11 protein-coding genes and 1 tRNA gene are annotated in these 12,416 nt (G+C 63.0%); 2 read left to right on the forward strand and 10 right to left on the reverse strand.

Features of this window, described 5'->3' with window-relative positions; all coding sequences use genetic code 11:
* The 8 genes from AC1D0I_RS12105 to AC1D0I_RS12140 form a co-directional block, all read right to left on the reverse strand.
* Window positions 1-945, reverse strand: coding sequence for a carbohydrate ABC transporter permease (locus AC1D0I_RS12105; protein WP_477395303.1), 945 nt, complete (start codon window positions 943-945; stop codon window positions 1-3).
* Window positions 942-1,898 carry a carbohydrate ABC transporter permease gene (locus AC1D0I_RS12110; RefSeq protein ID WP_477306523.1) on the reverse strand — a complete coding sequence of 319 codons (957 nt, stop codon included), beginning with the start codon at window positions 1,896-1,898 and terminating at the stop codon, window positions 942-944. Before AC1D0I_RS12110 ends, AC1D0I_RS12105 begins: the two co-directional genes overlap by 4 nt.
* Window positions 1,899-1,988: 90 nt before the next feature.
* Window positions 1,989-3,242, reverse strand: coding sequence for an ABC transporter substrate-binding protein (locus tag AC1D0I_RS12115; RefSeq protein ID WP_095084589.1), 1,254 nt, complete (start codon window positions 3,240-3,242; stop codon window positions 1,989-1,991).
* A gap of 59 nt (window positions 3,243-3,301) precedes the next feature.
* Window positions 3,302-4,813, reverse strand: a complete 1,512-nt coding sequence (locus tag AC1D0I_RS12120) for an aldehyde dehydrogenase family protein (protein ID WP_477395305.1) — start codon at window positions 4,811-4,813, stop codon at window positions 3,302-3,304.
* A gap of 15 nt (window positions 4,814-4,828) precedes the next feature.
* The gene (locus tag AC1D0I_RS12125; RefSeq protein ID WP_477395307.1) at window positions 4,829-5,605 is read right to left on the reverse strand and encodes an enoyl-CoA hydratase/isomerase family protein; all 777 of its coding nucleotides are present in this window, start codon (window positions 5,603-5,605) and stop codon (window positions 4,829-4,831) included.
* Window positions 5,598-7,199, reverse strand: coding sequence for an acyl CoA:acetate/3-ketoacid CoA transferase (locus tag AC1D0I_RS12130; RefSeq protein ID WP_184876676.1), 1,602 nt, complete (start codon window positions 7,197-7,199; stop codon window positions 5,598-5,600). Before AC1D0I_RS12130 ends, AC1D0I_RS12125 begins: the two co-directional genes overlap by 8 nt.
* Window positions 7,196-8,209, reverse strand: coding sequence for a Gfo/Idh/MocA family protein (locus AC1D0I_RS12135; RefSeq protein WP_477395309.1), 1,014 nt, complete (start codon window positions 8,207-8,209; stop codon window positions 7,196-7,198). Before AC1D0I_RS12135 ends, AC1D0I_RS12130 begins: the two co-directional genes overlap by 4 nt.
* Entirely contained in the window at window positions 8,206-9,264 is a 1,059-nt protein-coding gene (locus AC1D0I_RS12140) for a LacI family DNA-binding transcriptional regulator (protein WP_477395311.1), read from the reverse strand. Before AC1D0I_RS12140 ends, AC1D0I_RS12135 begins: the two co-directional genes overlap by 4 nt.
* 241 nt (window positions 9,265-9,505) lie before the next feature.
* On the opposite strand from AC1D0I_RS12140, the gene AC1D0I_RS12145 reads away from it, so the two are divergent.
* Both AC1D0I_RS12145 and AC1D0I_RS12150 read left to right on the forward strand, forming a co-directional pair.
* Window positions 9,506-10,666, forward strand: coding sequence for a dihydrodipicolinate synthase family protein (locus AC1D0I_RS12145; RefSeq protein ID WP_477395313.1), 1,161 nt, complete (start codon window positions 9,506-9,508; stop codon window positions 10,664-10,666).
* A gap of 57 nt (window positions 10,667-10,723) precedes the next feature.
* The gene (locus tag AC1D0I_RS12150; protein ID WP_477395315.1) at window positions 10,724-11,548 is read left to right on the forward strand and encodes a M15 family metallopeptidase; all 825 of its coding nucleotides are present in this window, start codon (window positions 10,724-10,726) and stop codon (window positions 11,546-11,548) included.
* Between the two features lie 62 nt (window positions 11,549-11,610).
* On the opposite strand, the gene AC1D0I_RS12155 is transcribed toward AC1D0I_RS12150, so the two are convergent.
* Window positions 11,611-11,685, reverse strand: a tRNA-Val gene (locus tag AC1D0I_RS12155).
* Between the two features lie 221 nt (window positions 11,686-11,906).
* Window positions 11,907-12,269, reverse strand: a complete 363-nt coding sequence (cpdR, locus tag AC1D0I_RS12160; RefSeq protein ID WP_006199474.1) for a cell cycle two-component system response regulator CpdR — start codon at window positions 12,267-12,269, stop codon at window positions 11,907-11,909.
* Between the last annotated feature and the right edge of the window lie 147 nt (window positions 12,270-12,416).

Here is a 12,416-nt window from a genome sequence, read left to right on the forward strand (position 1 = left end):
TTATCCTTTGACGGCGCCCGCCATCAGACCGCGCACGAAATAGCGGCCGGCGAGCACATAAACGAGAAGGGTTGGCAGTGCGGCGATCATCGCGGCCGCCATGTTGACGTTGTATTCGACGACGCCGGTTGAGGTGTTGACGACGTTGTTGAGCGCCACAGTCATCGGCATCGCGTCGCCGGTGCCGGCATAGGCAGAGGCGAACAGGAAGTCGTTCCAGATGTTGGTGAACTGGTAGATGACGGTGACAACGAAGATCGGCATCGAGTTCGGCAGCATGATGCGACGGAAGATCTGGAAGAAGGAGGCGCCGTCGACCTGCGCCGCCTTGACCAGTTCGGTCGGGAACGCCTCGTAATAGTTGCGGAAGAACAAAGTGGTGAAACCGATGCCGTAGACGACGTGGACGAAGACGAGATTGACCGTGGCGTTGCCCAGGCCGAAGCTCGTTCCGACCGAGTTCTGCAGCGACACGCCGAAACGGCCAAGGCTGCCGAGGATCGTCGCCATCGGCAACAGCACCGACTGGAACGGGATGAAGCAGGCGAACAGCATCAGCCCGAACACCAGCGTTGCGCCGCGGAAGCGCCATTTGGTCAGCACGTAGCCGTTGAGGGCGCCGAGCATCGTCGAGATCAGCACGGCCGGAACCACCATCTTGATGGAGTTCCAGAAATAGCCCTTGATGCCGGCGCAGGTGAGGCCGACGCAGGTCTCGCCCCAGGCCTTCACCCACGGGTCGAAGGTCGGTGCCTGGGGCAGCGCCAGCATGTTGCCGTTCTGGATCTCATCCATGGTCTTGAACGAGGTGACCAGCATGACGAACAGCGGCATCAGGTAGAACAGCGCAAACAGCGCCAGCAGCCCGTAGATGACGATGCGGTTGACGATCCTAGCGTTGATGCCGCCTGAGGCCTGGCGGGCGGGCGTGGTGACGGCGCTCATCGCGGCTTCTCCCGCAGTTCCGAATAGAGATAGGGCACGATGATGGCGATGATGGTCATCAGCATAATCACCGCGCTGGCCGAGCCGACGGCCATTTCGTTGCGCTTGAAGGTGTACTCATACATGAAGTTCGACGGCAGCCAGGCCGAGCCGCCGGGGCCGCCGCTGGTCAACGCCACAACCAAGTCATACGACTTGATGGCGAGGTGGGCGAGCACGATGAAGGCCGACAGGAAGATCGGCCGCAGCAGCGGGATGACGATGCGGCGATAGAGCTGGAAGGTGGTGGCGCCATCGATCTGCGCCGCCTTCATGATCTCGCCGTCGATGCCGCGCAGGCCGGCCAGGAACATCGCCATGATGAAGCCGGAGGCCTGCCAGACGCCGGCAATGACCACGGTGTAGATGACGAAGTCCTTGTTCTTGATCCAGTCGAAATGGAAGCTCGTCCAGCCCCATTGATGCAAGGTCTGCTCGAGGCCGAGACCGGGATCGAGGAACCATTTCCAGGCGACGCCGGTGACGATGAAGGACAGCGCCATCGGGTAGAGATAGATCGGCCGCAGCACGCCTTCGCCGCGGATCTTCTGGTCGAGCAGGATGGCCAGGAAAAGGCCGAGCGCCAGGCAGATGAAGATGTAGAGAAAGCCGAAAATGCCCATGTTGGTGATCGATGTGTACCAGCTCGATGGCGGGTCGGTGTCGAAGGTCCAGCCCCAAAGCCGCTGGTAGGCGCGCGAGCCGGTGATGACATAGGACGGGAAGGTCTTGGAATTGGTGAAGGACAGATAGATCGTCCACAGGATGAAGCCGTAGACGAAGACAATGGTGATGGCGAAGCTCGGCGCCAGCACGATCTTCGGCAGCGCGTCCTGCAGGCGCGAGCGCACCGAGGCGCGCGGTCGGGCGTGCTCCGGCGTCAGCTTGATCTGGCTTGTCGCTACCGTGCTCATAGGGCTCCTCCCGTCGACGCGAGGCCAACCAGGTTAGCGGATCGGAGCCTTCCCCGCTGGAGCGGGGAAGGCGCTTTTGGTGTGTGGCGCTTACTTGGCGTCGTCGATCGCCTTGACCAGTTCGGTCACGGCCTCGTCCGAGGTCTTGATCTGACCATGGACGAACTTGGAGACGACATCCTTGTAGGCATTGGCGACCGCCGGAGGCGCGCCATAACCCTGGGCGAGCGAGCCGAACAGCGTGCCGCCGTCATTGGCTGCCTTCAGGTCGGCGATGCCCTTCTTGCCGCAAGCGTCGAAGTCGGTGTCCGGAACGTCGGTACGGGCCGGAACCGAACCCTTGACGACGTTGAAGGCCGACTGGAAGCTCTTCGACAGGGTGGCGGTGGCCAATGCGACCTGGGCGGCCTTGCGGTCATCCGGAACATTGAACATGCCGAACATGTCGGAGTTGTAGATCACCGAGCCGTCGGTGCCCGGGAAGCGATAGCACAGGAAGTCCGTGCCCGGGGTCTTCTTGGCGGCGTGGAATTCACCCTTGGCCCAGTCGCCCATGACCTGCACCAGGGCGTCGCCCTTGATGACCATGGCGGTGGCAAGGTTCCAGTCGCGGCCGGAGAAGTTCGGGTCGACATAGGTGACGAGCTTGGCGAGATTGTCGAACGACTTCTTCATCGTGTCGGACTTGAGCGAAGCGTCGTCGAGGTCGTTGAATGCCTTCTTGTAGAACTCAGGTCCACCGGTCGACAGCACAACCGAGTCGAACATGGTGGCTTCCTGCCAGTTCTGGCCGCCGAGAGCGAGCGGGATCACGCCTGCCGCCTTGGCTTTGTCGAGCAGGGCAACGAAGTCGTCGAAGGTCTTCGGCTCGGTGCCGCCGATCTTGTCCATGACTGCCTTGTTGATCCACAGCCAGTTCACCGAGTGGACGTTGACCGGAGCCGCGACCCACTTGCCGTCATAGACCGAGAACTTCTGCAGGGCGGCCGGAACGGACTTGTCCCAGCCTTCCTTCTTCGCCGTCTCGGTCAGGTCGCCCATCACGCCGGCCGCCGCATAGTCGAGCACGGTGTAGCCGAGCATCTGCGAGGCGGTCGGGTAGTTGCCGGCCGCGACCATCGCCTTCAGCGCGGTCATGGCTGCGTCGCCGCCGCCGCCGGCCACCGGCACGTCCTTCCAGGCATAGCCTTCCTTGGCCAGATCGCCCTTGAGGACGTTGAGAGCAGCCGCTTCGCCGCCCGACGTCCACCAATGCAGCATCTGGACTTCCTTGACGTCCTCGGCATGGGCCGCGAAAGCAAGGCCCGATGCGAGAGCCGTTCCGATAAGAAGTTTGCGCAACATGTACTTCCTCCCTTGTTGCATCTACACGACCGGCGAATGTCCGCCGGGTTCTTCTCAACTCAGCCGACCCACCATCCGGTGCGTTGGCCGCGATGAAACTGGATTGTCTTTTCTTCGGTATAGTCCTCTACGGCGCGTTTGCCGAGTTCGCGTCCGAGACCGGACTGCTTGTAGCCTCCGAATGGCAGCTCGGGGTAACCTTCCATGAACGTGTTTACCCAGACGGTTCCCGAACGCACATTCCGCGCCACCGACATGCAGGTGTCGATGCTGGCGCTCCACACGCCCGCAGACAAACCATAAGGCGTGTTGTTGGCGATGTGCAACGCCTTTTCAATCGTTTCAAAAGTCAGCACCGAGAGCACCGGTCCGAACACTTCCTCGCGCGCGATGGCCATGTCCTCGGTGACGCCGCGGATGATGGTGGGATCGAGGTACTGGCCGGCATTCGAGGCCAGCTGTTTGCCGCCGCTGTAGACGCTGCTGCCGTCGCTTGCCGCTGCCGTAACATAGCCGGCTACCTTGGCCAGATGGTCGGACGAGATCATCGCGCCGACCTTGGTTCGGTCGTCTAGTGGATCCCCAACGATCACCCTGGAAGTAAGCGCCTTCACGGCAGCAAGAAAATCGTCGGCGATCGCTTCGTGCACGATCAGCCGGCTGCCGGCATTGCAGCATTCGCCGGCGTTGAAGAAGCCGCCGAACACCGCCGCGTCGGCGGCCGCTTCGAGGTCCGCGTCCGGAAAGACGATCTGGCCGTTCTTGCCACCGAGTTCCATCGAGACTTTCTTCAAGGTTTGCGCGGCGGAGGCCATCGTCATCTTGCCGACCCGGGTGGAGCCGGTGAACGAGACCATCTCGACCAGGGGATGGCTGACCATCGGCGCGCCGACATCGGCGCCAAGACCGGCGAGGATGTTGACGACGCCGGCGGGCAAGCCGGCCTGCATGAGGATGTCACCGAGAACAAAGGTCGAGGCCGAGGTCATCTCGCTCGGCTTGACCACCGCCGTGCAGCCGGCGGCGAGCGCGAAAGGCAGTTTCTGGCTGACGATGAGGAAAGGGAAATTCCATGGCGTGATGATCGAGACGACGCCGATCGGCTCGCGCAGCACCACGCCAAGCATGGCGTCGCCGAGATTGGCGTAGGATTCGCCGTGCAAGGTGCGGGCGAGCGAGGCGGCATAGCGCCAGATGTCGACAGCACCACCAATTTCGCCGCGCGCCTGGGCGATCGGCTTGCCGGATTCCAGTGCGTCGAGCCGGGCGATCTCCTCCAGCCGTGCCTCGATCAGGTCGGCCGCCTTGAGCAGGATCGCGGCGCGCTCGGCCGCCTTCATGCGCGGCCATGGGCCGGTCTCGAACGCCCTGTGCGCGGCCTGCACCGCGGCTTCGACTTCGGCTTCGCCGGCCTGTGCATAGTGCGAGACGGTGAAGCCGTGGCCGGGGCTCTTGCGCTCCAGCGTGCGGCCATCGCGGGCATCGACATGCTTGCCGTCGATCAGCAGCCGATAGGTTCTTGGCGCTGCGGATGCCTCGGCGGGCATGATGATGTTGAGAGGGGCGTTCATCTAACTGTGTAATCCTCAGGATCTTGAAAATGCTGGTTTTTGCTTGGTCTTGAAAGAGCCGACGCCGGCTTTGAGATCGCCGGTCAGGGCGATGAAGCCGCTGGCCAGTGCTTCTGTCGCCGCGGCACTTTCCTCGTCTTCGGCGACCGCGATCATCAGCTTGGCGGCTTCCGTCGCCAGCGGGCCGCGCTCGGCGATCTTTTCGGCCCAGGCCCTGGCTTCCGTCAGGCTGCTGCCGGTTTCGACCACCCGGTCGACCACGCCGAGCGCCAGCGCTTCGGGAGCGAGCAGAATCTCGCCGCCCAGCGCCATGCGCCGCACCGTCTGCGCGCCGAAGCGGCGCACCGCGCGTTGTGTGCCGGACCAGCCGGGGACGACGCCGATCGAGGTTTCGGGGAAGCCTAATTTCACCTGTGTCTCCGCCAAGCGAAAGTCGCAGGCGACCGCCAGTTCCAGCCCGCCGCCCAGCGCATGGCCGGACAGCACGGCGATGGTCGGTTGCCGTAGCCGCGCCAACCGGTCGAAGACACGATGGCCGTAGCGCACCCATTGCACCTGGAAGTCGGCGGCACTCATCTGCGCCCACGCCTCGACGTCGCCGCCGGCGCAAAAGCCCTTGCCTTCGCCGCGCAGCAATACGACGCGCACGCCTTCCGCCATTTCCGCTTCGTCCAGCGCTGCCTCCAGCGCGCGCAGCATCGGAATATCCAGCGCGTTGAATTTCTCCGGCCGGCGCAAGGTGACGATGCCGATGGCGCCCTCCTGCTCGAAGGTGACGAGACGCTCAGCCATGCGCGCCTCCAAGCGAGGCGCCGCCATTCAGCGACAGCCCGATCGGCTGGTCCAGGTAGAGCGCTGCCGGTGTCGTCTTGAGATCCTTGGCGACACCGAGCGGGATCTCGGCCTGGGCCAGCACGTCGCGCTGCAGGTCGATGCCGGGTGCGAGTTCGGTGACGACCAGGCCCTCCGGCGTCAGCTTCATCACGCAGCGCTCGGTGACATAGGTGATGTCCTGTCCCTGCGCGACGGCTCGCTTGCCCGAGAAGGAGATGTGCTCGACCTCGTTGACCACCTTCTTGACCTTGCCCTCCTGGTCGATGCGGATGCCGCCATCGGCCAGGGAGAGTTTCGCCCCGGCGTTGAAGAAGCCCGAGAAGACGATCTTCCTTGCCCGCGCGGTGATGTCGACAAAGCCGCCGGCACCGGCGGTGACATGCGGCCGTGCGGACAGTTTCGAGACGTTGACCGAGCCGTGGCGGTCGATCTGTAGGAAGGACAGCAGCGACGCGTCGAAGCCGCCGGCCTGGAAATAGATGAACTGGTGCGGCGAGGGCATGATCGCCTCGGCGTTCGAAGCGCAGCCGAACTTGAAGTCGAGCAGCGGCACGCCACCGACGGCACCCTGTTCGATCACCCAGGTGACCTTGCCGTGCTGGCCTTCCTCGAGGAGGATGCGCGGCACATTGGCCGAGATGCCGAAGCCGATGTTGACGGCCATGCCGTCGCGGAGTTCCAAGGCGACGCGGCGCGCGATCACCTTCTGGACGTTCATCTCGGCGTTGCGGAAGCTCGACAGCGGCCGGAAGACCTCGCCCGAGATTGCCGGATCGTAGGGCGTCAGCGTTGTCTGCAACTGGTCGGGCGCGACGACGATGTGGTCGACCAGCACGCCGGGCACTCGCACGTCGTGCGGCTTCAGCGTGCCGTTCTCGACGACGCGCTTGACCTGGGCAATGACGACGCCGCCATTGTTGCGGGCGGCGAGCGCCTGTTCCAGGCCGCCAAGATAGGCGCCCTCATGCTCGTAGGTGAGGTTGCCGCGCTCGTCTGACGTGGTGGCGCGGATGATCGAGACCTGCGGCACGATCGAGCGGAAATAGAGCCATTCCTCGCCGTCGAACTGCTGCACCGAAACGATCGGCTCACTGGCGGCCGCGTTCATGGCGCAGCCCTGGTGGCGGGGGTCGGCGAACGTATCGAGGCCGACCTTGGTCAGCACACCCGGACGCTTGGCGGCGGCTTCGCGGTGCATGTCGAACAGGATGCCGGACGGCACATTGTAGGCGGCGACCGAATTGTCGCCGATCATCTTCCAGATCTGCGGCGGCTCGGACGAGGAGGGCCCCGACGGATAGGAGCCGCACAATGTGCGCTTCAACAGGCCAGGCTTGGCCAGATGGTCGATGCCCTTGATGCCATACATGTCGCCGGCGGCGATCGGGTGCAGCGTGGTGATGTCTTTCGGATGGCCTTCGCTGTCGAAGCGCTCGCCGATCGCGGCCAGCACCGCGTCCGGGCAGCCGAGACCGCTCGACGACGAGACGGACACCACCATGCCATCCTTGATCAGGCCTGCGGCTTCAGCGGCGGAAACGACCTTGCTCAATTCCTGCTCCCGAGTTTCGGGTCGATCTTGACGGCCTTGCCGGAACCGGCCGATTGAAGGGCTGCTTCGGCAGCTGTGAGCGACCAGATGCCGTCCTCGCCGGTGGCCGAAGGTTGGCCTTCGCCACGGATCGCGGCGTGGAACTGGCGCAGTGACCGGGAATAGAGGTCCTCGCGGTCGAAGCTCAGCTCCTCGCCGTTGGCCGTGCGCAGCAACACCGAGCCGACCGGTTTCTGCGTCATCACGTTCCTGGCGATCAGCGAGCCCTCAGAGCCATGCACCTCGAAACCGGTGTCGGCGAATTTGGTGGTGAAGCCTTCATGCGACTGGGCGATGACGCCCGATTTGAAGCGCCAGATGCACATGGCGCCGTCTTCCAGCCCACTACCGGCCATGCCGGCCGACTGCGTGAAGGCCGACACTTCGACCGGATCGTCGCCGAGCACGAAGCGCAGCGTGTCGGCATCATGCACGGTGATGTCGAGCACCACGCCCCCGCCTGCCTCAGGCTTCGTGATGCGCCAGCCCTGCAGGTTTTCGGGCAGGTAGACGGCATGGAAGACGCGCGCGGCGATCGGCTTGCCGATGCGGCCGGCGGCGATGGCCTCGCGCATAGCGCGGTGCGCGCCGGCATTGCGCAGATGGTGATTGGTGCCGAGCACGACGCCGGCTGCCTTCGCGGCGGCGACCATTGTGCGCGCGTCGTCGCTGGTCAGCGCCAGCGGCTTTTCGCACAGCACATGCTTTCCCGCCTTGGTGGCGGCCAGAGCCTGCTCGAGATGCAGTTCGTTGGTGGTCGAGATGTAGACCGCGTCGATGTCGGCGCCGAGCAGAGCGTCAAGCGTCGAAACAGCCAACGGGATGTTGTTTTCTCTGGCATAGGCCGTGGCGCGCTCGGGATTGGAACTCATGACCGCCGCGATCTCGCCATCGCCCTGCGAACGGATGGCGTTGATCATGAACTGTCTGGCGATCGTGCTGGCGCCGATCAAACCCCATCTGACGCTCATGCCGCATCCCCCATTCCTGCGGGCCTGTTTCGGGTGCGGCGATCCGGGCCGCAGCTTTCCCTGACCACCAGATTGACCGCACCGATATGATCTTCGGCCCGCGTCGTGCGCGACTGGATCATCTTAATCATGACATGGGCGGCACGTTCGCCGAGGCCGGCCGTGTCCACCGAGACGCTGGTCAAGGCCGGCATGTAGTGCTCGGCCTCCACCACGTCGTCGAAGCCGACGACGGCGAAATCCGGTCCCGGCTCAAGTCCGCGCTTGCGCAGAGCCAGCATGGCGCCAAAAGCGACCGCATCGTTGAAGCAGAGTGCCGCGGTCGGCGGCTCGGATGTTGCGAGAGCGGTATCCAGACAGGCGATACCGCCCCTGCGGCTGGTCTCGCCTTCGATCACGGTCATGTCACGGGCGGCGATGCCAAGCGTCTCACAGGCTTCACGAAAGCCGCCCAGCCGCTCTTGATAGACCACGAGGTCGGCCGAGCCGCCGAAGAAGGCCAGCCGGCGATGCCCCTTTCCGATGAGATGGGCGGCGGCCAGGTAGGCGCCGCGATGATTGTCGGGCGTGATCACCGGAATGCGGCTTTCGGGCAGCCGGCGCATGGCGAAGACGACCGGAACGCCCGCCATCTCCAGGCGGCGGAATGCGCCCGGCGTGGTGCCGCGCGCCGGCGACACGATGAGGCCGGCGACGCCTTGCTCCATCAGCGATTTGAGCACCTCTTCCTGGCGCACCGGATTTTCCGCCGTGTTGGCTATGAAAGGCACGATGCCGGCCGACTGGAAGACGCGCTCCATGCCGACCGCCAGTTCGGCGAAGAAGGGATTGGTGAGATCGTTGATGACCATGCCGATGACGTTGGAGTGAGCCTTGCGCAGATTGGCGGCGCCACGGTTGTAGACGTAACCGACATCCTCGATCGCCTTGCGAACCTTGACCGCGGTTTCAGGCCGGATCAGCCCGCTGCCCTGGAGCACGAGCGATACCGTCGATTTGGACACGCCGGCTTCGCGGGCGATGTCGAATATCGTTGCCTTGGCCCGGCTGGCCATCCAGATGCATCCTCCCTGATTTTCAAGCCGATCTATTGGAACGTTCTAATCACTAACCTCATCTGGAGTCAATCGAGGTTCTTTCCGGATTCGAAAAATTGATCCGGTGAGACCGGCGAGCCCATTCCATAAGGCTTTCTGTGTTGCGACGCAGCATTTATCCGCGAATGAGCTCTGAATCGTAAAGGTTCTTGATTTATTGGAACGTTCCATTTATAGGCACGGCGATAGGGAGAGATCGATGGACATTTCCTTGCCTGGTGAGGGTGGCCGCAGCAGCCGCTACGCTCTGGTCGGCCAGCCGGTGCAGCCGGCGGTCGGCGCACGGTTTTCGCGCATCGCTTATGCCGCGGCCCATGTCGTTGCCGATCCGCTGGCGATGACCGATCCGTGGTCGCAGCCGGCGGTCGACTGGGACAGGACGATGGCATTCCGTCATCATCTGTGGCGGCTCGGCTTCCGCATCGCCGAGGCGATGGATACCTCGCAGCGCGGCATGGGGTTCGACTGGACAAATGCGCAGGAATTGATCCGCCGCTCGATCGCGGAAGCGCGCACCGTCGAAGGCGCCGATCTCGCCTCGGGTGCCGGCACCGACCACCTGGCGCCAAGCGCCGCCCGGACGCTCGACGATGTCATCGCCGCCTATGAAGGGCAGTTCGCTTTCATCGAAGGGCTGGGCGGCAAGGCGATCATGATGGCCAGCCGCGCATTGGCGGCTGTTGCCAATGGCCCGGACGACTATGCCCGTGTCTACGACCGCATCCTGTCCCAAGCGTCCGGCAAGGTCATCCTGCACTGGCTGGGCGATATGTTCGACCCGGCACTCAGGGGCTATTGGGGYAGCGGCGATTTCGAGGCCGCGCTCGACACCGTCGTCGCGATCATCGAACGCCACGCCGGCAAGGTGGAGGGGATAAAAATCTCGCTGCTCGATGCCGGCAAGGAAGTCGCGCTCAGGAATCGGCTGCCGGACGGCGTCGTCATGTTCACCGGCGACGACTTCAACTATCCCGAACTGATCGCCGGCGACAGCCGCAAACACTCGCACGCGCTGCTCGGCATTTTCGATGCGATCGCGCCTGTCGCCAATGCGGCACTGGCGAAACTGGCGGACGGCGACCGCGCCGGCTATGACGCGCTGATGGCGCCGACCGTGCCGCTGTCGCGAAAAATCTTCGAGGCGCCGACCGAATACTATAAGGCCGGCATCGTCTTCATGGCCTGGCTGAACGGCCATCAGGATCATTTCGCGATGGTCGGCGGCATGCAGTCGGCGCGCGGTATCCGCCACTATGCCGATGTCTTCCGCCTTGCCGACCAGGCCGGGTTGCTTGCCGATCCGGAACTGGCGGTGGCCAGGATGAGAAGTTTGTGTGCCGTCGCGGGCATCTCAGGATAAATGTGGGCTCGTGCCCTGATCCACATTCCCTTTTCGTTTATGATCGAAAGGGTAGGCGTGCGATTTCGGGGGGCCGTGCTGGCGATGAAGCCAAGGATTTCCATCGGTTTCGTGGTTTTGCTGGCGGCGATCCCCTTGTCAGCCGCGCAAGGCGGTGATGGCGTCGATCAGGCTGACGCCAAGGCTGCGCTGCTCGAAGCCTACCCCGGCCTTTTTACCATCTCGGGCAATACGGTGACGTGGTCGGATGGTGCCACGATGGTGTGGGATGACGGCAAGGCACGCACAGCCGAGGAGTTGATCAAGTCCCCCGATATCGAGGACATGTTCCACTACATTTATCCGCCAGCCAGTGCCGGAGACCTTATCCCCGACGTGGATTTCGATCCCGGGCGGATTCGCAACGAGGCTTTCTTCAAAAAACTTTATGGAGCCAGTGCCGCGGCGGTCGGCGATCATTTGACGACCGTCAAATGGCTGCCCAAACTGGGCAAGTATCCGGTTCGGATAACCTCGCTCTTCGGTGTCGACGCGCGCCTCTCCAAAATCTCGAATGCCTTGCAGGAGTTGCCCGCCGACATGAGCCGCTACGGCCTCAAGCCAGGCGGCGGTTTCAACTGGCGGGTCATCGCCGGCACGGATCAGCTCAGCGTCCATTCCTTCGGCGCTGCATTCGATATCAATGTCGGTTATTCCGACTATTGGTTCTGGAACAAGCCCGATGACAAGGGCCGTATCCCGTTCAAGAACCGCATTCCCTTATCAATCGTCACGTTGTTTGAAAGGCAGGGTTTTATCTGGGGCGGGCGCTGGTATCACTACGACACCATGCATTTCGAATATCGGCCTGAATTGCTGCTCTACAAGGAAAAGCAGGGCTAGCCGGCCCTTGGATGCCTGGTCAGCGGAAACTCAACGCAACGTATTGATCGTCTGGGATTGGATGGTGGGCGTGACAGGGATTGAACCTGTGACCCCTGCAATGTCAATGCAGTGCTCTCCCGCTGAGCTACACGCCCATCCGAAGCCGCGCATACACCATTTTTGATCCAGCGCGTCAATAGCAGGAAAAAGGAAAGAAGGCGTCGTCTCGCCGCAGTGGCGACAAGGGTGCTTACGCCTAAAGCGCGTCGCGTTTGAACGGAATCAAGCGCCGCGCTTCAGGTCTTTGTTTTCTTGAATGTCGTTCTCCCAAAACCGGGGCCACTTTTGGGCGACATGCATTGGCTCGGAAAGCGGCTCAGGCCGCCTGCAGCATCTTTTCGACCTCGTTGACGAGGTCGCGCAGGTGGAACGGCTTCGACAGCACCTTGGCGTCCTTAGGCGCCTTGGAATCCGGATTCAACGCAACGGCGGCAAAACCGGTGATGAACATGACCTTGAGGTCGGGATCGATCTCAGTGGCGCGGCGCGCCAGTTCGATGCCGTCCATCTCCGGCATGACGATGTCGGTCAAAAGCAGCGAGAACGGTTCCTCGCGCAGCCGCTCATAGGCGCTGGCGCCATTGTCGAAATCGCTGACCTGGTAGCCGGCGCGCTCCAGCGCCTTGACGAGGAACCGACGCATATCGTCGTCGTCTTCCGCCAGTAGAATGCGTGCCATGATATCCCGTCCGAATCACCCGCTCGAGATTGCCGTTGGGCAAGCCCGTTAACCATCCTGTATATGAGGAGGTGAGGGTAAACATCAAGTGAACGAGAACCGGGATGGACCATATTTGCCCGGCCTGTGCTGCCGCTGAAATGCTGG

It is taken from the genome of Mesorhizobium sp. P2_D1, from assembly GCF_056404455.1.

Bases quoted from the DNA above. Each gene is read 5' to 3' on its own strand.
- AC1D0I_RS12110 (WP_477306523.1), bottom strand. From the start codon at position 1,898: ATGAGCACGGTAGCGACAAGCCAGATCAAGCTGACGCCGGAGCACGCC.
- AC1D0I_RS12105 (WP_477395303.1), bottom strand. From the start codon at position 945: ATGAGCGCCGTCACCACGCCCGCCCGCCAGGCCTCAGGCGGCATCAAC.
- AC1D0I_RS12140 (WP_477395311.1), bottom strand. From the start codon at position 9,264: ATGGCCAGCCGGGCCAAGGCAACGATATTCGACATCGCCCGCGAAGCC.
- AC1D0I_RS12135 (WP_477395309.1), bottom strand. From the start codon at position 8,209: ATGAGCGTCAGATGGGGTTTGATCGGCGCCAGCACGATCGCCAGACAG.
- cpdR (WP_006199474.1), bottom strand. From the start codon at position 12,269: ATGGCACGCATTCTACTGGCGGAAGACGACGACGATATGCGTCGGTTC.
- AC1D0I_RS12120 (WP_477395305.1), bottom strand. From the start codon at position 4,813: ATGAACGCCCCTCTCAACATCATCATGCCCGCCGAGGCATCCGCAGCG.
- AC1D0I_RS12125 (WP_477395307.1), bottom strand. From the start codon at position 5,605: ATGGCTGAGCGTCTCGTCACCTTCGAGCAGGAGGGCGCCATCGGCATC.
- AC1D0I_RS12115 (WP_095084589.1), bottom strand. From the start codon at position 3,242: ATGTTGCGCAAACTTCTTATCGGAACGGCTCTCGCATCGGGCCTTGCT.